Origin of the sequence: Pseudarthrobacter sp. NamE2, assembly GCF_005796205.1 — a bacterium.
Classification (GTDB): Bacteria; Actinomycetota; Actinomycetes; order Actinomycetales; family Micrococcaceae; genus Arthrobacter.
On sequence record NZ_VAHN01000025.1, the window covers coordinates 1 to 20,780 of the forward strand.

At 65.5% G+C, this 20,780-nt stretch carries 17 protein-coding genes, 1 tRNA gene, 1 rRNA gene, 1 pseudogene and 1 riboswitch; of the genes and pseudogenes, 14 read left to right on the forward strand and 6 right to left on the reverse strand.

The window, feature by feature from the left end; translation table 11 throughout:
* Positions 1–24 precede the first annotated feature (24 nt).
* The 3 genes from rrf (at position 25) to FDW83_RS18565 (ending at position 2,184) form a co-directional block, all read left to right on the forward strand.
* A 5S ribosomal RNA gene (gene rrf, locus FDW83_RS18555) occupies positions 25–141 on the forward strand.
* A gap of 73 nt (positions 142–214) precedes the next feature.
* Positions 215–730 (forward strand): hypothetical protein, encoded by a 516-nt coding sequence (locus tag FDW83_RS18560; protein WP_138139549.1) that lies wholly within the window; start codon positions 215–217, stop codon positions 728–730.
* Positions 731–813: 83 nt separating this feature from the next.
* Entirely contained in the window at positions 814–2,184 is a 1,371-nt protein-coding gene (locus tag FDW83_RS18565; protein ID WP_138139550.1) for an FAD-binding oxidoreductase, read from the forward strand.
* Here FDW83_RS18565 and FDW83_RS18570 read toward each other — a convergent pair whose 3' ends face one another.
* From FDW83_RS18570 to FDW83_RS18585, 4 genes are all read right to left on the reverse strand, one after another.
* Positions 2,185–3,603 carry a DUF4032 domain-containing protein gene (locus FDW83_RS18570; RefSeq protein WP_138139551.1) on the reverse strand — a complete coding sequence of 473 codons (1,419 nt, stop codon included), beginning with the start codon at positions 3,601–3,603 and terminating at the stop codon, positions 2,185–2,187.
* A 174-nt stretch (positions 3,604–3,777) separates the two neighbouring features.
* Positions 3,778–4,860 carry an ABC transporter ATP-binding protein gene (locus FDW83_RS18575; RefSeq protein ID WP_138139552.1) on the reverse strand — a complete coding sequence of 361 codons (1,083 nt, stop codon included), beginning with the start codon at positions 4,858–4,860 and terminating at the stop codon, positions 3,778–3,780.
* Positions 4,861–5,069: 209 nt separating this feature from the next.
* Positions 5,070–5,903: a trehalose-phosphatase gene (gene otsB, locus FDW83_RS18580; RefSeq protein WP_138139553.1), complete on the reverse strand. Its 834-nt coding sequence runs from the start codon at positions 5,901–5,903 to the stop codon at positions 5,070–5,072.
* A complete protein-coding gene (locus tag FDW83_RS18585) occupies positions 5,893–7,395 on the reverse strand; it encodes a trehalose-6-phosphate synthase (RefSeq protein WP_138139554.1) in 1,503 nt (500 codons plus the stop codon). The genes otsB and FDW83_RS18585 overlap by 11 nt, the downstream gene beginning before the upstream one ends.
* Before the next feature lie 180 nt (positions 7,396–7,575).
* Between FDW83_RS18585 and FDW83_RS18590 the strand changes: the two genes are divergently transcribed.
* The 8 genes from FDW83_RS18590 (at position 7,576) to FDW83_RS18625 (ending at position 14,306) form a co-directional block, all read left to right on the forward strand.
* A complete protein-coding gene (locus FDW83_RS18590) occupies positions 7,576–8,451 on the forward strand; it encodes a DsbA family protein (protein WP_138139555.1) in 876 nt (291 codons plus the stop codon).
* A gap of 168 nt (positions 8,452–8,619) precedes the next feature.
* A tRNA-Thr gene (locus FDW83_RS18595) sits at positions 8,620–8,696 on the forward strand.
* Positions 8,697–8,807: 111 nt separating this feature from the next.
* Positions 8,808–9,230, forward strand: a complete 423-nt coding sequence (locus FDW83_RS18600) for a ChaB family protein (RefSeq protein ID WP_138139556.1) — start codon at positions 8,808–8,810, stop codon at positions 9,228–9,230.
* 105 nt (positions 9,231–9,335) lie between these two features.
* Complete coding sequence (locus tag FDW83_RS18605) at positions 9,336–11,504, forward strand: elongation factor G-like protein EF-G2 (RefSeq protein ID WP_138139557.1); 2,169 nt, start codon at positions 9,336–9,338, stop codon at positions 11,502–11,504.
* Between the two features lie 13 nt (positions 11,505–11,517).
* A complete protein-coding gene (locus FDW83_RS18610; RefSeq protein ID WP_138139558.1) occupies positions 11,518–12,771 on the forward strand; it encodes an MFS transporter in 1,254 nt (417 codons plus the stop codon).
* A 111-nt stretch (positions 12,772–12,882) separates the two neighbouring features.
* Positions 12,883–13,086 (forward strand): hypothetical protein, encoded by a 204-nt coding sequence (locus FDW83_RS18615; protein ID WP_138139559.1) that lies wholly within the window; start codon positions 12,883–12,885, stop codon positions 13,084–13,086.
* Between the two features lie 92 nt (positions 13,087–13,178).
* Complete coding sequence (locus FDW83_RS18620; RefSeq protein ID WP_138139565.1) at positions 13,179–13,481, forward strand: DUF4193 domain-containing protein; 303 nt, start codon at positions 13,179–13,181, stop codon at positions 13,479–13,481.
* A gap of 273 nt (positions 13,482–13,754) precedes the next feature.
* Entirely contained in the window at positions 13,755–14,306 is a 552-nt protein-coding gene (locus FDW83_RS18625; RefSeq protein WP_138139560.1) for a hypothetical protein, read from the forward strand.
* Positions 14,307–14,411: 105 nt separating this feature from the next.
* Here the strand turns inward: FDW83_RS18625 and FDW83_RS18630 are convergent, their stop codons facing one another.
* The gene (locus tag FDW83_RS18630) at positions 14,412–15,968 is read right to left on the reverse strand and encodes an APC family permease (RefSeq protein WP_138139561.1); all 1,557 of its coding nucleotides are present in this window, start codon (positions 15,966–15,968) and stop codon (positions 14,412–14,414) included.
* Positions 15,969–16,189: 221 nt separating this feature from the next.
* Here FDW83_RS18630 and FDW83_RS18635 point away from each other — a divergent pair, with 221 nt between their 5' ends.
* Positions 16,190–16,669, forward strand: coding sequence for a Dps family protein (locus FDW83_RS18635; protein WP_138139562.1), 480 nt, complete (start codon positions 16,190–16,192; stop codon positions 16,667–16,669).
* A 91-nt stretch (positions 16,670–16,760) separates the two neighbouring features.
* Here the strand turns inward: FDW83_RS18635 and FDW83_RS18640 are convergent, their stop codons facing one another.
* A complete protein-coding gene (locus FDW83_RS18640; protein ID WP_138139563.1) occupies positions 16,761–18,326 on the reverse strand; it encodes an MFS transporter in 1,566 nt (521 codons plus the stop codon).
* A gap of 84 nt (positions 18,327–18,410) precedes the next feature.
* On the opposite strand from FDW83_RS18640, the gene FDW83_RS18645 reads away from it, so the two are divergent.
* Both FDW83_RS18645 and FDW83_RS18650 read left to right on the forward strand, forming a co-directional pair.
* Entirely contained in the window at positions 18,411–18,947 is a 537-nt protein-coding gene (locus FDW83_RS18645; RefSeq protein WP_138139564.1) for a TetR/AcrR family transcriptional regulator, read from the forward strand.
* Positions 18,948–19,038: 91 nt separating this feature from the next.
* Positions 19,039–19,137, forward strand: a riboswitch (glycine riboswitch).
* Positions 19,138–19,309: 172 nt separating this feature from the next.
* Positions 19,310–20,780: pseudogene (locus tag FDW83_RS18650) on the forward strand (glycine dehydrogenase (aminomethyl-transferring)); the annotation flags it as partial.

The window sequence follows — 20,780 nt, forward strand, 5'->3', positions numbered from 1 at the left end:
AAGGGCCGGTGCGGGGTAAAGGGTTACGGCGGTCATAGCGTGGGGGAAACGCCCGGTCCCATTCCGAACCCGGAAGCTAAGACCCACAGCGCCGATGGTACTGCACCCGGGAGGGTGTGGGAGAGTAGGACACCGCCGGACATAAATTAGGTAGGGCCCTGACAGTGCATGTCAGGGCCCTACGGTTTTAACTACCCCGGTAGAGTTGATGGTCATGAACAGCCTCTTCAGCCACGCCCAGGATCCCTTCGGAAGCGACGACAGCGATAGCCAAGACCTGCTGGAACCCGTCGTGAGCGCGGTGGTGGTTCCCGGAAATGTGGCCCACGCCTTCGCCGGCTTCACGGACCATACCCATCTGTGGTGGCCTCTTGAGTCCCATGGCGTCTACGGTGCTGACTCCTATGTGGAGTTCGAGGAGAACCTGATCCTTGAATCAGCCGATGACGGGCGCACAAGCATCTGGGGCACGCTGGATGACTGGCAGCCCCCGTTTTCCTTCCACGCCACCTGGCATCCCGGCTCCACTGCACTGTGGTCCACGGAACTCCTGGTGGTCTTCAAGGCGGTGGCGGAGGGGACCGAGGTCCGGGTGTTCCACGAAGGCTGGGAGGGTGCCGAAGACCCGGAAGCAGCGCGTGCCGAATATGTGGAAGCCTGGCCCATGATCCTGGCCAAATATGCCCGGTTCATGGGAGCACCAGGGGACCCGGTAGAAGAAGCCGGCTAGCCGTCTTAATGTAGGCAACAGAAGGACAAGCAGCCCCTGGCCCTAGACTGGGTGGAGATGTCCGACGGCGGGTGGAGGCCTTGGTGGGAAGCATTGTTGATGAGCTTGAGGGCCTCCTCGCCTCCGGGCAGGTTGAGGTCAGCGAGGCGGCACTCCGACGGTACGCCGTGGACCAGGCTCCGATCATCGACTTCCAGCTGCCGCTGGCCGTGGTTTTCCCGCAATCGGTGGCCGACGTCCAGGCTGTGGTGCGCGCCTGCGCCGACAGTGGAGTGGCGGTGGTGCCGCGGGGCGCAGGCACCGGAGTGTCCGGCGGTGCCCATGCCACCAGCAACTGCATCATCCTGTCCCTTGAGCGGATGGACCGTATCCTCGCCCTGAGCCCTGATGACGAGACAGCAGTTGTGGAGCCCGGCGTGGTCAACGCCGTACTCAACGAGGCCGCAGCCGGCCATGGACTCATGTACGCCCCGGATCCGGCCAGCTTCCGTTCCTCGACCATCGGCGGCAACGTGGCCACCAACGCCGGCGGGCTGCGCTGCGCAAAGTACGGGGTGACCCGGGACTCCGTCCTTGCCCTGGACGTGGTGCTCGCGGACGGGTCCCTCCTCCATACCGGACACCAGACCTTCAAGGGTGTGGCCGGCTATGACCTCACCGGACTGTTTGTTGGCTCGGAGGGGACCCTGGGCGTCGTTGTTGGCGTCACTGTGCGCCTGAAGTACCTTCCGAGGGAGGTGCACACCGTAGCGGCCTTCTACCAGGACTTCCGAATGGCCGCTGCAGGGGTCCTGGCCGTGGGCAGGGCGCGTGTCCAACCTGCCATCATGGAACTGCTCGACGGCGGTACGCTGGCACAGCTTGACGGGATCCATGGGTCGGACCTCACCTCGCGCGGCGGCTCGCTGCTGCTCGTCCAGACGGACGGGTTTGGCGCAGCGGCGGAAGCCGATGTGGTGCGGAAAGTCCTCCGTGCCGGCGGCGCAGCAGTCACCACGGAAGCCAGCGCCGAGGCGGAACGACTGGTGGAACTCCGGCGGCACAGCAGGGGAACCGAGGTGGATGACGAGTACCGGGTGGGCGAGGACGTGGCTGTGCCGCGCTCACGACTTGTGGACTACGTCGCTGCCCTCGAGAACATGGCCGTCAGTCACAACGTGAACCTCAAGGTGGTGGCGCACGCCGGGGACGGCAACCTGCATCCCACCTTCTGGATTGAGCGGCGCGGCAACGCCGTAGACCCGGCCGCAATGGGCTGGCTCCAGCGTGCCCTGGATGAATCCATCAAGGCGGCCCTTGAGATGGGCGGCACCATCACGGGAGAACACGGCGTGGGCCAGTACAAGCTGCGGTGGCTGGGCCAGGAGCAGCCCGAGCCCCTTCGCGAGCTTCAGCGCCGCATTAAGGACCTCTTCGATCCTGCAGGCATCCTGAACCCGGGTAAGGCGATTTAGCTAGTCGTCGGCGTCCGGGTACTCATCGATGGACTCTTCGGCCCCGTACCGCGACTCCTCGGTCTCCGCTTCCAGGATCTTGAGCATCCCGGTGTCCGGGTTCAGCATGATGGCGGCCTCGTCACGCCGGTGCCGCAGGATGGAGTCGATGTAGGACTGCACTGCCTCGGCCAGCGGGATGTTGCGTTCCTGCTTCTCCGACATGTACCAGCGGTGCTCCAGGACCTCGTGGACCACCTCTGCCTGCTCCAGCTTTCCGGACAGGTTCCGCGGAATGGACCGCACAATCGGCTCGAACACCTGGCTCACCCAGAGGTGGGCGCTGTATTCCTCGTCCATGTCCGGGTTGTTGTCCGCACGGAACGAGTCCATGTCGTTGAGGAGCCGGCGCGCCTGGTTCTCCTGCGCGTCCAGGCCGGTGAGGCGGAGCAGCCGCCGCTGGTGGTGGCCCGCATCCACCACCTTGGGCTGAAGCTGGATGGTGGAACCGTTCTGCGTGGTTTTGATGGCATATTCCTCGACGTCGAAGCCGAGTTCATTGAGTCGCCGGATACGGGCACCCACACGCCAGCGTTCGCCGAGCTCGAAGGACTCCTTCTCCGTCAGTTCCGCCCACAGCCGGCGGTAGCTGTCCATGATGAGTTCGCTGGTGGCCACCGGGTCCACCTTCTCCTCGATCAGCCCGCCGTCCAGCAGGTCCATCAGTTCACCTGCGATGTTGACCCGGGCAATTTCGAGGTCGTATTCCCGCTGGCCCGTGGACAGGTCCGGATACAGCTCACCGGTTTCGGCATCCACGAGGTAAGCGGCGAAGGCACCAGCGTCGCGGCGGAACAGGGTATTGGAAAGGGAGACGTCGCCCCAGTAGAAGCCGATCAGGTGCAGCCGCACCAGGAGCAGCGCCTGGGCATCGATCAGGCGGGTCAGGGTGTCCTTGCGGAGCATCTGCGAGAACAGTGCCCGGTACGGCATGGAGAACTTGAGGTGCCGGGTCACGAGCACCGGATTGAGCGGCCGCCCGTCCGGCGTCGTACGGCCGGTGATGACCGCCACCGGTTCCACGCAGGGCACGTCCAGCCGGGCCAGCTTGCGGAGCATGTGGTACTCGTGCCGGGCAACGTGCTCGGACGTCTCCTTGATGGCGATCACTGATCCGCCCAGGTGGGCGAACCGGACGATGTGTCGCGAGATACCGCGGGGGAGCGCCGCAAGGTATTCTGCCGGCCAATCCTCCAGAGCGATGTGCCACGGCAGGTCCAGCAGTTCCGGGTCAGCGGCGGCGGCCGTGATGTTCAGGGAACTCACCACCGGGGCAGCCTTGCCGTCATCGGCGCTGGCGGCCACGAAACGCGGCAGTTTTCCGATCTGCGCGTAGTCGGTGGGTTCGTCGTGCCACTGGGCGCTGTGTTCCTCTGTCATGGCTCAATTCTTCCGTACTCGGACGTAGGCGGCTAAATTGCCGGCGGGCAGGTTAAATGCCGACGGCGGCCCGCACCCTTGCGAAAAGGTGCGGGCCGCCGTGGCTTGCCGGTTGGGCCCACGCCGGCAGGGTTCCCTGGCCGAAGCGAAGCGAGGCTAGGGTGCCGGTGGGGATCAGTCGCCCAGGCGCAGGCCGGTCTTGGTGTCGAACAGGTGCACGTGGCCCGACTGCGGACGGACGTAGATGGCCTCGCCCTTCATCGGAGGACGGCGGCCGTCGACGCGTGCCACGATGTCGTGGTCCTTGCCGTCGAGCGTGGTGTGGCCGTAGACGTAGGCGTCGGCGCCCAGCTCCTCAACAACGTCAACTTCCACCTTCAGGCCTTCGCCGTGCGGAGCGGTTTCGAGGTCCTCGGGACGGCTGCCCAGGGTAACCGTGGAGCCGTGTGCCTCTTCGAGGACGTCCCGCGGCACGGGGTAAACGGTGCCGCCGAACTGCACGCCGCCGTCGACGACGGGAAGTTCGAGCAGGTTCATGGCGGGCGAGCCGATGAAGCCGGCAACGAAGACATTCTTGGGACGGTCGTAAAGGTTGCGCGGAGTGTCAACCTGCTGCAGCAGGCCGTCCTTCAGTACGGCAACGCGGTCACCCATGGTCATGGCCTCGACCTGGTCGTGGGTCACATAGACAGTGGTGACGCCCAGGCGGCGGGTCAGGGACGCGATTTGGGTGCGGGTCTGGACCCGGAGCTTGGCGTCCAGGTTGGACAGCGGCTCGTCCATGAGGAAGACCTGCGGGTTACGGACGATGGCGCGGCCCATTGCGACACGCTGGCGCTGGCCGCCGGAGAGTGCCTTCGGCTTACGGTCCAGGTACTGCTCGAGGTCCAGGAGCTTGGCGGCTTCGCGGACACGCTCGGCGCGTTCTTCCTTGGAAACGCCTGCGATCTTCAGGGCGAAGCCCATGTTGTCGGCCACAGTCATGTGCGGGTACAGCGCGTAGTTCTGGAAAACCATCGCGATGTCGCGGTCCTTCGGGGGAACATCGGTGACGTCGCGGTCGCCGATCAGGATGCGGCCTGCGTTGACGTCCTCAAGGCCGGCGAGCATGCGCAGCGAGGTGGACTTACCGCAACCGGAGGGTCCGACCAGGACCAGGAATTCGCCATCGGCGATGTCGATGTTGAGCTTATCGACGGCGGGCTTGTCAGTGCCCGGGTACAGACGCGTAGCGTTGTCAAAAGTAACTGTAGCCACAGTTATCAATCCCTTCACCGGCAGGTACGTGCCGGACGATCCGTTGTGAATGGTTCATGTTTGTTCAGTTTTGATGCATCACGCCTGGGACGGAATGCACCGAGTGACGCCGCACGTTGCCTGTGCGCCACATCACAAGAAAGAGTATGTCAGACGCTTCGCTTATTGGCGTAAATGTTACGAAGGTCACACGCCGGCAGGTGCTGCCGCTAACCCGAGGCTGCTGCCGGGTCTTCCTCCGCCACTGCCACACTCCGCTCCTGAAGGAGCGTTTCCAGCAGCTCCGCCACGTGGACGGGCGCTTCCACGCGGTATTGGGCCTGGGTAAAGTCCATGCCCACCTTCACGCCCACATCGCCCGGCTCGAGGCGGGCCAAAGCGTCTTCGTCCGTGGTGTCATCACCGGCGAACAGGACGGCCGTGGCTCCGGTGACCTGCCGCAGGAACGTGACCCCCTCGCCCTTGGAAGCGTTCACCACCGACGTTTCAAGGACCCGCTTGCCGTTTTTCAGGAAGACACCCTTGCGGTCCTGCAGCAGCGAGCGGGCAGCAGCCACGGCGTCCTCGGCGACGTCGTCTGCCGCCTGGCGCGTATGCAGCACGACACCTGCAGGCTTGTCCTCCAGCATGGTGCCGGGGGCTTCCGCCACGATCTCCGCGAGGATGGCGCGGACCTCGGCCAGCAGGGCCTCCTGGTCCTCATCGAGCGTCAGGCCGGCGGATCCCGGTCCCAGCCACGCTTCCGCGCCGTGGCTGCCGATGAGCAGCGAGTCCACCGGCGGCGATGCGACGGCTCGAAGGCTGGCGAGGGCGCGGCCCGAGATGAGGGCCGTCGTCGTGCGCGGCAGCACGGCGAGCCCCGCGAAAGCCGCCGCTGCGCGCGGGAGGGGACGGGCGTCGTCGGCGTGCGCCACGATGGGCGCCATGGTGCCGTCAAAGTCCATGGCCACCAGCAGGTGGTCGGTGCGGGCGATGTTCCGGATGGCCTCCCGCAGTTCCGGAGACAACGCCAGGGGACCTGCAGCGCGGCGGTCAGCTGTCATCGCGCACCGCCTTCTCCTTCAGTGCACGCAGGAAGTCGGCAGACCAGTGGTCGACGTCGTGCTCGAGGATCTGCTTCCGCATGGCGCGCATTCGGCGTGAGGCTTCGCGCGGGGGCATTTCCACGGCGTTCATTATGGTGTTCTTGAGGCCGGCGATGTCGTGCGGGTTGACCAGCAGGGCCTGCTTGAGCTGGTCTGCAGCGCCGGCGAACTCGCTCAGGACCAGGGCGCCGTCGTTATTGGTCCTGGCCGTGACGTACTCCTTGGCCACCAGGTTCATGCCGTCCCGCAGTGCGGTGACCAGCATGACGTCCGCCGCGAGATACAGCGCCACCATCTCCTCCACAGGGTAGCTGTGGTGCAGGTAGCGGACGGCCGTGTTTTCGATGGTGTCGTAGGTGCCATTGATATGGCCCACTGTGCCTTCCACCTCCTCACGCAGCAGGCGGTACTGCTCCACGCGCTCGCGGCTGGGGGAGGCGACCTGGATCAGCGTGGCCTCGCCCACCGACAGCTTGCCGTCCGCCAGGAGTTCCTCGAATGCCTTGAGCCGGTGCCGGATGCCCTTGGTGTAGTCCAGCCGGTCCACTCCCAGCAGGATGGTTTTGGGGTTGCCCAGGTCGTGGCGGATCTGCCGCGCACGTTCGATGATCTCCGGATTGCCCGCCAGCTCGGTGATCTGCTGGACGTCGATGGAGATAGGGAACGCCTGGGCGCGGGCGATATGGGTGAGGTCGCCGTTGTGGTCCTTGACGTGGACCTGCTGCTGTTTGACGCTGGCGCCCAGGAAGCGGCGTGCGGAGCGCATGAAGTTGCCTGCGTCGCTGGGCCGCTGGAATCCCACCAGGTCCGCGCCCAGCAGGCCGTCGATGATGGCGCGGCGCCACGGCAGCTGGGCGAAAATTTCCGGCGGGGGGAACGGAATGTGGTTAAAGAACCCGATGCGCAGGTCCGGCCGGGCTTCACGCAGCATCCGCGGCACCAGCTGCAGCTGGTAGTCCTGGACCCAGACGGTGGCGTTCCGGTCCGCGTGGCGCGCGACGGCGTCGGCGAACCGCTGGTTGACCTTGCGGTACGTCTCCCACCAGGTCCGGTGGAATTCCGGCGGGGCGATGACGTCGTGGTACAGCGGCCAGAGCGTGGCGTTGGAAAAACCTTCGTAATACAGTTCGACGTCGTCAGTGCTGAGCTGTACGGGCACCAGGTCCATCCCGCCGTGGCTGAAAGGTTCCACCGTCTCGTCCGGGGCGCCGTGCCAGCCCACCCACGCGCCGTCCGTGCGGGCCATCATGGGCGCCAGTGCCGTGACCAGCCCGCCGGGGGAGCGGCGCCAGCCGGAGCCGTCGTCTCCGTCCTCGCCCGGCGCGCAGCGGTCTACCGGCAGGCGGTTGGACACCACCATGAAGTCGTACTTTGTCTCGCCTGCCTGGCTGCTGCCGGCGGCGACTGCCGTGTCCGTATCAGCGGTTACTTCCTGGACGGGTGTTTGCATTGCGGCCCCCTGGGGTTGCTTGTGCCTCTTAGCCCACCCTAACGGGACGGAATCATCGGTGCTATTCGTCCGTTGGTCAAGAGGGGGTAATACTTGAAGAGGCAAGCTCTCAGGTTTCTCCCCTAAAATATTGGGAGTGCCACGAAGTGGTCCCCCCACGTCGATCGACCCAAGGAACACATGAGCCCTGCAAACGAAGTACGCAAGTCCAAGGCTGAGCGAACCGCGGAGGCGCGCGAAAAGGCCCGCCTGATCCGGGAAGCGCAGCTCAAGAAGGACAAGCGCAACAAGCTGCTGATCGGCTGGGGCATCGTGGCGGCCGTAGTGGCCATCCTTGCGGTCGTGGCCCTGGTGGTTACCACCAGCATCCGGCAAAACACCCCTGTTGCGGACCAGGGTCCAGTGCCGGCAAACGGCAACGTCAATGGCGGCGTAACCCTCCTGGCCAACACCGAAGTCAAGGCTACGGAGCCGGCCTCGGTGGACATCGCCAACGTCCCCGCCAAGCCGGACACCCTGCCCAATCCCGTAGTGGCGCCCGGCGCCGAGGCCGAAGAAGGGCAGCCGGTCAAGGTTGTCGCCTACATCGACTTCATCTGCCCTGTGTGCAAACGCTTCGAGGACACCTATAACGATGCCCTGACGGGACTCCGCAACGAGGGCAAGATCTCGCTCGAATACCGTCCGCTTGGTTTCCTGGACCGGATGTCCAGCACCAACTACTCCTCCCGTGCTGCGAACGCGGCCGCCTGCGTTGCGGACCAGGCGCCGGACAAGTACGCCGCGTACATCGACCTCCTGTTCACCAACCAGCCCGCCGAGGGTGGTGCCGGCCTCTCCGATGACAGGCTCAAATCCCTGGCCAGCGAGATTGGCGCGGACATCAACAGCTGCGTTGACGACAAGACCTTCCGCCCGTACGTGAAGTACTCCACCCAGCTTGCGTCCAACATCGGCGTCACCGGAACGCCCACCGTCTTCATCGACGGCAAGCAGTGGGACGGCGGCACCGACCTGAACGCCGAAATCCAGGCTGCGATCGACGCCAAGGCCTAAGGCCGGCAGGATCTCCGCCAAGGGCCCGCCTCCGGAACCAGTCCGGGGCGGGCCCTTTCGTTTGGGCAGTACCGCCGGGGCAGTTCCCTTGTCAAAGGCGTTTTTACCACCGGCGGGAGTTTGGGCTACGCTTATCTGGCGCCTTGCAGGCGCCGCCCGCCAGGGCATGCCTCCTTAGCTCAGTTGGCCAGAGCACCGCTCTTGTAAAGCGGGGGTCGTCGGTTCGAATCCGACAGGGGGCTCCACGCCGGCCGCAGCCGGTTACCTCCTCCTTTTCGCCAGCCACGGCAGCCCTGCCGGGACTAAGCTAATGCCATCCGAAAAATCAGCCTGCTGATCAAAGGAGGATGGGTGCCATGCCCAAGACCGGCAAGAACGACCATGCCCGCAAGGACGAACTGCCGTCCACGCTGCAGCGCTCGGACCAGAAAGCCCAGGACACCTTCGCCAAAACCTACGACTCCGCCCTCGAGTCCTATGACAATGACGAGGGCCGTGCCGCCCGGGCTGCCTACGCCTCGCTGAAGCACAGTTACGAGAAGGTGGGCGACCACTGGGAACCCAAGGACAAGAAGGGCCCGTCGGACAAGCGTGCCGAGGAAGGCATCAAGTCCTCAGAACCCACCGCCGGGGGCGTGAACGCAAATGCCTCCAAGGAGCACTTGTACAACCTTGCCAAAAAGATGGACGTCAAGGGCCGCTCCAGGATGGACAAGGACGAGTTGGTCAAGGCGCTGCAGAAGGCCAACGACGCCGCCACCCGCAAGGCAAGGGAGTAAGCCTCCCCGCAGGTCTGCCTGCGCTCTTGCCGTAACGCAATCCAGGGTGTCGAATCAGAGGACACGTTAGGACGGGTTGAACGGCAATGACGCCAGGAGGTTCCCATGTCAGTGAAAGGCACCAAGGACTCAGCGAGGACATCCGGCGGCCGCACCGGGCCTGAACAGCGCCGCGGGGACTCTTCTGCAGGAATCGCTGCCGAGGAGCCTGCCAGGATCCGCAACATAGCCCTGGTAGGACACTCAGGGGCGGGCAAGACCATGCTCATCGAGGCCCTGCTGGCTGCCAACGGCATGATCACGCGCAAGGGATCTATTGCCGACGGGACCACAGTCAGCGATTCCGATCCTGCCGCAGTCCACCAGCAGCGTTCGGTCACGCTGTCGCTGGTGCCGCTGTCCGTTGACGACATCAAGGTCAACCTGCTGGACACCCCGGGCTATCCGGACTTCATTGGGGAAATGCGGGCGGGGCTGCGGGCAGCGGATGCCGCCCTTTTTGTTGTCTCCGCCGTGGACGGCATCGATGCCACCACCACCGCGCTGTGGGGTGAGTGTGAGCACGAAAGGCTGCCGCGCGCCGTCGTGATCACCCGGACGGACCACCCGCGGGCGGATTACGACGCCGCCCTCGCCGAGTGCCGGAAGGCGTTCGGCGAAGGCGTCCTTCCGCTCTACGTCCCGGTCCGGACGGGCGGGGACGTCACCGGCCTCCTTGGACTGCTGTCCGGGACGGTGACCGACTATTCGTCGGGGGAGTCTCCCTCGGCAAGGGAAGCCGACGCCGGGGAACTCGCCGGTACCGAGGCGGCCCGGGGTGAACTCATCGAGGGAATCATCGCCGAAAGCGAGGACGAAACCCTGATGGACCGCTACCTGGGGGGAGAGGACATCGATACGGGGGTCCTCATCGAGGACCTTGAAACTGCCGTGGCGCGCGGTTCCTTCTTCCCGGTCCTTCCCACCTCGGCGATCACCGGACTGGGCAGCGCCGAACTCCTCGAGGTGCTGGTCCGCGCGTTTCCCCCTCCAACGGAGCGGGGGCTGCCCGAGGCGACGGACCTTTCCGGCCAGCCCGCGGGGCGGCTGGCCTGCGACCCGGCAGGCCCTCTGGCGGCGGAGGTGGTGCGCACCTCCAACGATCCCTTCCTGGGCCGGATCTGCCTGGTCCGGGTGTTTTCCGGAACACTGCGCGAGGATTCACCCGTGCACGTGAGCGGACACGGTTTGGCGGACCGCGGCCACCAGGACCACGACACCGACGAGCGGGTCACCCATATCTACTCGCCCCTCGGTTCCGCCCTGCGGCCCGTGCCGTACAGCGTGGCGGGTGACATATGCGCTCTGGCCAAACTGGGAAGCGCCGAAACGGGGGACACCATCTCTTCCCGGGACAACCCCCTTCTGCTGGCCACCTGGGACATGCCCGAACCCCTGCTTCCGGTGGCAGTGGAACCTGACTCACGCAGCGACGAGGACGCCCTTGCCCGGAGCCTGGGCAAGATCGCTGCGGGTGATCCCACGCTGCGGGTGGAACGGAACGCCGAGACACACCAGCTTGTCCTCTGGTGCATGGGCGAGGCACACGCCGAGGTGGTGCTGGACCGCCTCCGCGAGCAGGGCGTGAAGCTCCACACCGTGAATGTGGTGACGCCGCTCCGGGAGACGTTCGCGGCGCCATCGGCGGGGCACGGCCGCCATGTGAAGCAGTCCGGCGGCCACGGCCAGTACGCCGTCTGCGACATCGAAGTGGAACCCCTGGAACGCGGTGCCGGGTTCGAGTTCCTGGACAAAACCGTAGGCGGCGTGATTCCCGGGACCTTCATCCCGTCCGTGGAGAAGGGAGTCCGGGCGCAGATGGAAAAGGGTGTTTCGGCCGGGTTCCCGGTGGTTGACGTGCGCGTGACGCTCGTGGGAGGCAAAGCCCACAGCGTGGACTCCTCGGACGCCGCGTTCCAGGCCGCCGGCGCACTGGCCTTGCGGGAGGCGGCCGCAGCCGGGAAAATCCAACTCCTGGAACCGGTGTCCGCCGTGGGCATCACTGTTTCGGACGAACACGTCGGCTCCGTCATGAGCGACCTCTCGGGCCGGCGCGGCAGGCTCACCGGAACCACCTCCACCGGGGACGGGCTGACGGAAATCAGCGCAGAGGTGCCGGACCAGGAATTGCTGCGGTACGCCGTCGAACTCCGTGCACTGACCGCCGGTACCGGTCGGTTCACCCGCCGCTACCTGCGCCACGATCCCGTGCCGGCCAGCTTCAGCCCGTCCTGACCCCCGTCCCCCGATGAACCCGGCCGCCCGGAAAATCCAGCGCATCTACCTGACGCTGACGCTGGGCAACACCCTTGCGACCTCGTTTATCTGGGGAATCAATACCCTCTTCCTGCTCGACGCCGGGCTGAGCAACCTGGAAGCCTTCGCCGCCAACGCCTTCTTCACTGCCGGCATGGTGCTCTTTGAAGTGCCCACCGGGGTGGTGGCGGACGGCTGGGGACGGCGCGTGTCGTTCCTGCTCGGCACCATCACCCTGGCCTCCTCAACCTTCCTCTACTACCTGCTCTGGCAGTGGTCCGCCCCGTTCTGGTGGTGGGCTGCGGTGTCAGTGCTGCTGGGCCTGGGATTCACCTTCTTCTCCGGGGCGGTAGAGGCCTGGCTGGTGGACGCGCTGCAATTTTCCGGCTACGACGGCGGCCTGGAGGCGGTGCTGGGGCGCGGACAGATGGTCTCCGGCGTAGCGATGCTGGCAGGTTCCGTCGCCGGCGGCGTGATCGCCCAGGCTACCGACCTGGGGGTGCCCTTCCTGCTCCGCGTGGGTGTGCTGGTGGCGATGTTCGCGGTGGCTTTCCTGCTCATGCGCGACGTCGGCTTCACTCCGGAACGGTCGCCCCACCCCTTGCGGGCAACCCGCACGGTCCTGAAGGCCTCGATCGACGGCGGCTTCAAGCATCCGCCGGTCCGGTACATCATGCTCGCTGCACCGTTCACGGAAGGCGTGGGCTTCTATGTCTTCTACGCCCTCCAGCCCTACCTGCTGCAGCTCTTTGGAGATCCCCGCGCCTACGCCGTCGCCGGCCTGGCGGCAGCCATCGTGGCCGGTGCAGACATTGTGGGCGGATGGATGGCGCCGCGGGTCCGGAAGCTGGTCCGGAGGCGCACCACCGTGCTGATCGTCAGCAACCTGGTGAGTGCAGTCATCCTGGTGGTGCTGCTGTTCACCAACTCATTCTGGCTGGCTCTGGTGCTCCTTGCCCTGTGGGCCGTGGTGGGAGCGGCCGGAACGCCGGTGCGCCAGGCCTACCTGAACGACATGATCGCCTCCAAGCAGCGCGCAACCGTCCTCAGCTTCGATTCCCTGATGGGATCAAGCGGCGGCGTGGTCATCCAACCGGTGCTGGGCCGTAGCGCTGACCTCTACGGCTACCCGGCGTCCCTGGCCGTTAGCGGAGCCGTGCAGTTGCTGGCCGCGCCGTTCATCCTCCTCAGCCGCCGCCAGCGCTCGCAGGCGGACGCGGCGTCGGACCTGGCGGCAGCGCCTTAGAAGCTTTCCTGCAGTGTTGGCTTCCATGACCAGGGGCTGGCGTGCGCCGGATTAACGCCGGCGAGACCCCGGGGAAACCTTCCCACAACAATCCCGGCATACGTTTCAGGAATGACAGCTGATGCCCTGCGCCGGGTCCGCGCCTGGCTTACTGATACGTTCACCTACGACTCGCAGGGGGAGGCCGCGGACGCTATGGCTGACGCCACCCGGTGGGGCTGGCTCCCGGCGCTGAGCGGGGTGGCAATGGGCGCGGAACAGGCCAGGGCGGTGCACGCCGAAACCCGGCACAGGGGCACCCGGATACACGCTTGAACCCCCTATTGCGCCGGTAGCGGGATCATGCCCTAAACTGCATCACTGAGGTGCCGGAAATGGCGCTGCGCAGCAACGAAAGTGAACAGGCTATGGCTACCGATTACGATGCTCCACGCAAGCAGGAAGAAGACTCTCCTGCTGACTCACTCGAGGCCCTCCAGGCGTCCCGCGGCGGCAACGCCCAGACTGCGGTCATTGACGTCGATGAGAATGATACCGCCGAGGGCATCGACCTGCCCGGAGCCGACCTTTCCAACGAAGAGCTGACGGTCATTGTGGTTCCCGAACAGCAGGATGAATTCACCTGCTCCTCGTGCTTCCTGGTCCGCCACCGGTCCCAGGTTGCCCTTGAGAAGAACGGCATGAAGTACTGCATCGAGTGTGAAGGCTGACGCCCCAGCCAGCAGTCAGGAACGCCGGCCGCCCACGGGGCGGCCGGCGTTTTCCGTCTCCCGACGCCGTCGTTATGAGGGGTAACGGGCGGGTGCAGAAAAGGCACCAAAAAGGTCAAGAAAAGGGCTGGAAAAGCCCTTGTTTTATGGCCCGTTAATGCTGCAAGGGGCAGCCTAACGGTTGCATGCCGAAGCGGCTACAACCCTCGTTTCGCGGCTGCCACACTCCTAATCTTGAGCTATCCAATCGCTCCTTCCTTGGGTGGCTCCACAATGAAAAAACTCTCCATCTTGCTCACGGCTATCCTTATGGCCGTCGGGCTGGGAATCCTGGTTCCGGGGCCCGCCTCGGCAACCACCTCGTATTGCGGACTGGTCTGGGGGTCCATGTCCAAAGCTGACAACACGTTCAGCAAAGCATCCGTCACCAACGTCCGCACCGGGCAGCACTACTGCTTCGACCGGATGGTGGTGGACCTCAACGGCCCCGCTTCCGGCTACACGGTAAGGTACGTGCCCCAGGTGGTCCAGGACGGTTCCGGGTTCACCGTGCCGGTCCGCGGCGGCGCCAGGCTGCAGGTTACGGTGAACGCGCCGGCCTACAACCCTGACACCGGCCAGCCCACGTACAACCCTGCCAACCAGGCGGAACTCTCCAACGTTTCCAATTACCAGACCTTCCGCCAGGTGGCCTGGGCCGGAAGCTTCGAGGGTTACACCAACATTGGCGTGGGCGTCCGTGCCCGCCTTCCGTTCCGGGTGTTCACCCTGGACGGTCCCGGCTCCGGGTCGAGGCTGGTCCTTGACGTGGCGCACTTCTGGTGATGCGTGGCCTGTGACAACGGGCCCCGGTCAGAAAATTGCATAAAAGTGCCGTACCCCTGGAACCCGGGGGTACGGCACTTTCGTTATGCGGTTGGCGCTCCGGTTCTACTCCGGAACCACCAGGGCAGGGGTGTCCTTCCTCAGGGTTTCGCTGCGGAAGAAGGCGGGCCGGACCCGGGACATCACCAGCATGAACACCGCACCGAGGACAAGGATCCCGACGCCCAGGATGAAGACCAGCCCCACGCCGAAGACCTCGGACCCGCTGCCGAACTCCGGGGCCATGCTGTCCACGGCGGTCTGGAAGAACACCACAAACAAACCCACCCCGCCGAGCACCGGGCACAGCAGCCGCAGGATGAAGTTGCGGGCGCTGCTGAAGACGCTGTGCCGGAAGTACCAGGCACAGGCCAGGGCGGTCAGGCCGTAGTAGAAGCAGATCATCAAACCAAGCGAAACGATGGTGTCGTTCAGGACGTTTTCGCTGACCACGTGCATCACGGCGTAGAACCCGGCGGAAACGACGCCGGCAACAATTGTGGCGAAGCCCGGCGTCGCGAACTTCCTGCTGACTTTTCCGAAGCGCTGCGGCAGGGCGCCGTAGTGCCCCATGGCCAGCAGTCCGCGGGCCGGCGACATGAAGGTCGACTGCAGGGACGCCGCGGAGCTCGACAGCACGGCGAGGGACATCAGGATGGCGAACGGACCCATGATGGGCGAGGCGAGCGCTGTGAAGATGTTCTCGTGAATTTCCGTATTGTTCAGGCCGTTGCCGGTGTCACCCAGGCCGGCGAACATCATGGTGGCGATGCTGACCAGGAGATAGATGCCGAGCACGATCACCGCTGTCAGGGTGCCGGCCACGCCTGCCGTCTTCCTGCCGTTGGCGGTTTCCTCATTGAGGGTCAGGCAGACGTCCCAGCCCCAGTACACAAAAATGGACAGCGAGATTCCGGCGGCTACCTGGCTGAAGGTTTCGACCTTGGTGACGTCGAACCATGCCCAGCTGAACGGGATGGCCGTCCCGGACGCGGACCAGTTGGCGAAAGCCATGGCGACGAACAGGCCAAGGACCAGCAGCTGGAACCCCACCAGGCCGTACTGGACCACCTTGGTGGCGTGCAACCCGCGGTAGCTGACCCACACGGCCAGGGCGACAAATACGAAGCAGGTCAGCACGTTCAGGGCTTTGTTGTCCGCGAGCTCCGCAAGGCCTTCGTTACCGGTGAGCTGGGACAGGAAAAGGTAAAAGAAGTCCACGGCTACGCCGGCAAGGTTTGACAATACGATGATGTTGGCGGCCAGCAGGCCCCAGCCGCCCATCCAGCCCACCCAGGGGCCGAAAGCCTTGGTAACCCAGGTGAAGGTGGTGCCGCTGTCCGGGGAGTCTGCGTTGAGTTCCCGGTACGCGAGCGAGACCAGGATCATGGGGATGAACCCGATCAGGAAGATGACAGGCAGCTGGAGTCCGACTTCATTGACGGTGGGGCCCAGGGCGCTGGTGAGGGTGTAGGCGGGGGCGATGGTGGAAATGCCAAGGACGACGACGGCGAGCAGGCCCAGCTGCCCGCCCTTCAGTCCCTTGGGGGTGATTCCGCCGCTGCCGGGCGGTTGCTTGCCGGAGCCGGCGGAGGACGTACTGGTGCGGAGTGTCTCTGTCATGGCACCACTTTCTGGAAGACTCTATGACCATGGTCACTATATGAATGGCGTTCATTTAGTATGAGGGTGCCGCGATGCAAGCGCAAGAGGAGATATGAATCACGTTCGTTTATGACCGCCAGGGTGGTCAGTAAGCTTACTGAGAAATCTCGCAGTCCTGCCGGTTCACCCCGGAACAGGACTGGTAGCGTCACAAACACCGGACCGATCGAGGAGGACTGATGAAAGCTTCACCGACACTGACCAACAACCTGCAGGCCGTGCTCACCGATTTGATTGAGCTGCACATCCAGGGCAAGCAGGCGCACTGGAACATTGTGGGCACCAACTTCCGGGACCTCCACCTGCAGCTGGACGAGATTGTTGATGCCGCCCGCCAGTTCGCCGACGATACTGCGGAGCGCATGCGCGCCCTGCATGCACTTCCGGACGGCCGCAGTTCCACGGTTGCCGAATCCACCCACCTGGCACCTTTCCCGGACGGGCTGATCGACACCAGGGATGCCATTGAGCGCATTGTTGCTGCCCTTGAGGCTGCTGTGGGCACCATGCGCAAGGTCCACGACGAGGTGGATGAGGAGGATCCCACGTCGGCCGACCTGCTGCACGAGTTCATCCTCAAGCTGGAGCAGTTCGCCTGGATGGTGAACGCCGAAACCATGAAGCCCACCGCAAGCGTGACGGCCCCGGACGCGAAGTAGCCCGGCGGCACCGCATCCGCTGCACGGCAGGCGCCCGGCGCCGGAGGTTTACTCCGGTGCCGGGCGCCTTTGCTGTCCGTACTGCCTGCCGCTAGGCAGCCTTTGGCACTTTCCGGAGTACGACGGCGGCGAGGACTGCCGCGGTCGCCATCAGTACCAGCCCTATTGCGGCAGTCACATGGACGCCGGAGTCGAAGGCCGAGGCTGCGGCGGTCCGGACTGCGTCGGCCACTGGAGCGGGCAGGGCCGCGGCCGCCTCCATGGCGCCTGCCAGCGTTTCACCCGCGTTGTGCACGGCGGCGGACGGAGCGGAGTCCGCCAGTCCGGCCGGCAGCTGGAGGTTGCGCTGGTAGGAAGCAGTCAGGATGGAACCCAGCACCGCGGTGCCCAGGAGGGCGCCCACTTCGTAGCCTGTCTCGGAAATGGCGGCCGCCGCGCCGGACTTCTCCGGCGGCGCGGCGCCCAGGATGAGGTCATTGGAAATGGTTTCCGCGGTGCCAACGCCCAGGGCCAGGACCAGGAGGGCGGCGAGCAGGAGCGAAGGGCCGCCGTCGTGGTTGCCAAAGGTGACCAGGCTGTAGCCGGCGGCGCTGAAGGCCAGCCCTGCGGCCACAACAAATCCCGGCCTGACCCGGCGGACCAGCGGAACCACCACGAGCCCCGCAGCCACTGTGGCCACCAGCGCCGGAATCATTGCGATTCCGGCGGCGGAAGGAGACATGCCCTCGAGGAGCTGCAGGTGCTGGGCCAGGAAGAGGATAAAGCCGTTGAAGGAGAATAGAGCCAGGATGTTGGCGCCGATCGCCATGCTGAATACCCGGTTCCGGAACAGCGACATGTCCAGCAGCGGAGTTGCCAGGGCCAGCTGCCGGCGCACGAAAACGACGCCCATGGCCAAACCGAAGCCGATCGCCGCCAGGGCGGTGGGGCCCGGACCCTCGGTGGCCGTCTCCTTGATGCCGTAGACCACCGGAACCATCACCAGCAGCGAGAGCAGGATGCTGGGAAGGTCCACCCGGCCGGGCGCCGGGTCCCGGGACTCCGGAATAAACGCCGGTGCGAAAACCAGCAAGGGGAGCATCAGTGGAACGGCGACCAGGAAGACCGCACCCCACCAGAACTGCTCCACCAGCCAGCCGCCAAAGATCGGACCCAGTGCCGCGCCGCCGGAGAAGCCGGCCGCCCAGATGGCAACGGCCAACCGGCGCCGGTTCGGTTGCGGAAAGATGTTCCGGATTAGTGACAGCGTGGACGGCATGAGCATCGCGCCGAAGAACCCCAGTGACGCCCGCCCTGCAATCAGCCATTCTGCGCTGGGGGCAAAGGCTGTGGCAGCGGACAGCGCGGCAAACCCCACGCTGCCGGTCAGCAGCAGCCTCCGGCGGCCGATCCGGTCGCCGAGGCTGCCCATGGACACCAGCAGTCCGGCGAGCACCAGCGGGTAGGCGTCAACGATCCACAGAAGCTGGACGCCGGTGGGCTCGAGTGAACGCGCGATCTCGGGCAGGGCGAACGTCAGCGCTGTGTTGTCCACCGCAACCAGCAGGACCGGGAACATCAGCAGGCCCAGCGCCAGCCAGTCGCGCCAGGGTGCCCGTGCGGCCGGGCCGGCGGAGATAACCGATGAAGTCCGGGTGGAAGCGGCTGATGAGATCATGAGATAACTATACCGTCCGGACGGTATAGTTACGAATCGGCGGGAGTTGAGGAAACACGCGGCCCGAGAGGCATGATTAAGCGCATGCCCCGGAAGCCTGTAGCGCGCGACGCCGTCCTCGATGCCTTTGAGACCCTCCTCATTGAAGTGGGGGAGCGGGCGGCCACGCTTGATGCCGTCGCAGCGCGGGCGGGCGTGTCCAAGGGCGGGCTCCTGTACCACTTCCCCAACAAGGAAGCCCTGATCCAGGTGCTGCTGGACCGCCTCGATGAGTTGGCCGCTGCCGATGCCGAGGCCATGGCCCGCGCCGGGGAAGGTGCCGCGGCCTACTTCATCAGGACTTCCGTCTGGGCCGATACCCCGCTTGACCGTGCCGTCGTCGCGGCAACAAGGCTGGCGGAGGTGGCGCACGAGGAGACCCGCCGCCGTTTCGCCGCAATCCAGCAGCGGTGGCTTGATGAAATCGCCGCTGATGTGGGGCCTGCCCTGGCCAAAGCCGTGCTGTACATGGGGGACGGGCTGTACTTCAATGCCATGCTGTCCGTGGGGCCGGTACCGGAAGGGGGCGCGGCGGCAGATGTGGACGATCTGCTGGCCGCCCTGGAGCGGCTGCGGCGCTAGCAGGGCCATTTGCTCCAGCCGCTGCGGCGTAGGACAATTAAACGCCGTGGGAGCCGTTACCGGCGCCCGCAGAATCCAAATGAATAGCCTTTGATCTGCGGCGGGAGAGTCCTGCCCGGTACATCCAGCAGGCGCCGTAGGAGCAAACCCTCCCCAGGAATCTCACAGGCCCATGTACCGCCGCGGCGAGGCACCTCTGGAAAGCAGCAGGCAGTACCGGGATGTCCGGAGCTGTTGTGCTCACCGACGGTGCAAGCGGGGCCGCAAGCCGGCAACGCGGAAACTCTCAGGTCCAATACAGAGCGGGGAGGAACCGAATCGCTGTGGCGTACCCTGCGCCGCCTGAATGATGGAGTTCCCCTGTGACCGCTTCTCCAGCCCCCGCCACCACCTTCGTTGACCGGCACATCGGTGCACGCCGGAACGCTGATGTCAGCACCATGCTCAAAGCCGTCGGGTACGACACTGTAGACGCCCTGGTGGACCGCGCGGTGCCCAAGGACATCCGGCAGGACAATCCGCTGAAGCTCTCACCCGCCCTCAGTGAGGTGGAGGTGCTCGCCGAGCTGCGCAAGCTGGCGGCCAGGAACAAGACCGCGGTCCAGATGATCGGGCAGGGCTACTACGACACTGTGACGCCGCCGGTGATCCGCCGGAACATCCTTGAGTCCCCGGCCTGGTACACCGCCTATACCCCGTACCAGCCGGAAATTTCCCAGGGCCGGCTGGAGGCCCTGCTGAACTTCCAGACCATGGTCCAGGACCTCGTCGGCCTTCCCATTGCCAACGCGTCCCTGCTCGACGAAGCCACCGCCGTGGCCGAAGCGGTCCTGATGATGCGCCGGGCCAACAAGAACAAGGATGCCCGGGACGGCATGACGGTCCTGGACGCCGACTGCCTCCCGCAGACCATTGCCATCGTCAAGGGTCGTGCCGAAGCACTCGGCTTCGACGTCAAGGTCGCCGACCTTTCCGCCGGGCTGCCCGACGGCGCCATCAACGGTGTGGTGCTGCAGCAGCCCGGCGTTTCCGGGCATGTGTGGGACCACTCCGCGGTGATTGCGGAAGCCAAGGAACGCGGTGCCCTGGTGACCGTGGCCGCGGACCTGCTGGCGCTGACGCTGATCACCCCGCCGGGGGAGCAGGGCGCCGATATCGCCGTCGGTTCGGCCCAACGGTTCGGTGTGCCGCTGTTCTACGGGGGCCCGCACGCTGCCTACATGGCGGTCCAAAAAGGACTTGAGCGCTCCATGCCCGGCCGGCTGGTGGGTGTCTCCAAGGACGACGCCGGCGTTCCCGCCTACCGGCTGGCGCTGCAGACCCGCGAGCAGCACATCCGCCGTGAGAAGGCCACGTCCAATATCTGCACCGCACAGGCCCTGCTGGCCATCGTTGCCTCCATGTATGCCGTCTACCACGGCCCGGACGGGCTGAAGGCGATCGCGGAGACGGCGCACCGGCACGCCCGCACGCTCGCGGCCTCACTGAAGGCTGCCGGCGCGGAGGTCCTGCACGACTCCTTCTTCGATACCGTCACCGTCCGAGTCCCCGGCAGGGGTACCGACATTGTGGCCGCGGCAGAGGCAAAGGGGATCAACCTGCGCTTCATCGATGCCGATACCGTGGGCATGTCCGTGGACGAGACCACGACGCCGGCGACCGTCGCCGGAGTCGCGTCCGTCTTTGGCGGCGAGGCGGTGGGCACCACCGGCGGGTATGCGCTGGACAGCGCCGTTGAACGCACCTCCTCCTATCTGGAGCATCCGGTGTTCAACACGTACCGGTCCGAGACGCAGCTGCTGCGGTACATCCGTCGCCTGTCTGATCGGGATC